This is a genomic window from Nocardia lijiangensis NBRC 108240, assembly GCF_001613045.1.
Lineage (GTDB): Bacteria > Actinomycetota > Actinomycetes > Mycobacteriales > Mycobacteriaceae > Nocardia > Nocardia lijiangensis.
In genome coordinates this window covers 1-713 of record NZ_BDBP01000210.1, presented here as the reverse complement: position 1 = coordinate 713, position 713 = coordinate 1, and the positions used below count along the sequence as shown (strand labels likewise).

The window sequence follows — 713 nt, the reverse complement described above, 5'->3', positions numbered from 1 at the left end:
TTCGGGAGGGATGCCGACAGCTTCGACGGCTACGAGTACCTGTTCTGGGTCGGCTGCGCCGGCGCCTACGAGGACCGCGCCAAGCGCACCACCAAGGCCGTCGCCGAGTTGCTGGCCACCGCGGGCACCAAGTTCATGGTGCTGGGTCAGGAGGAGACCTGCACCGGTGACTCGGCACGGCGGGCGGGCAACGAGTTCCTGTTCCAGCAGCTGGCCCAGCAGAACATCGAGGTCATCAACTCGGTGTTCGCCGGTGTCGAGCAGTCCAAGAAGAAGATCGTCGTCACCTGCGCGCACTGCTTCAACGCGCTCAACAACGAGTACCCGCAGGTCGGCGGCACCTACGAGGTGGTGCACCACACCCAGCTGCTCAACCGCCTGGTCCGGACCAAGAAGCTGATCCCGGTCGCCTCGGTCACCCAGAACGTCACCTACCACGACCCCTGCTACCTGGGCCGCCACAACAAGGTCTACAACGCACCCCGCGAGCTGATGGAAGCCTCCGGCTCCACCCTGGTCGAGATGCCACGCCACGGTGAGCGGTCGATGTGCTGTGGTGCCGGTGGCGCGCGGATGTGGATGGAAGAACAGCTCGGCAAACGCATCAACGTCGACCGCGTCGACGAGGGACTGTCGACCCTGGCCGCGTCGAAGGGCTCCACCCCCGGGAAGATCGCGACCGGCTGCCCGTTCTGCCGCGTCATGCTCAACGA

At 65.8% G+C, this 713-nt stretch carries 1 protein-coding gene; it reads left to right on the top strand.

The genetic code is table 11. The features are described 5' to 3' along the window. Nucleotides 1-713: (Fe-S)-binding protein (locus NL1_RS35935; protein ID WP_162272807.1), on the top strand; the 713-nt coding region annotated here is incomplete at both ends.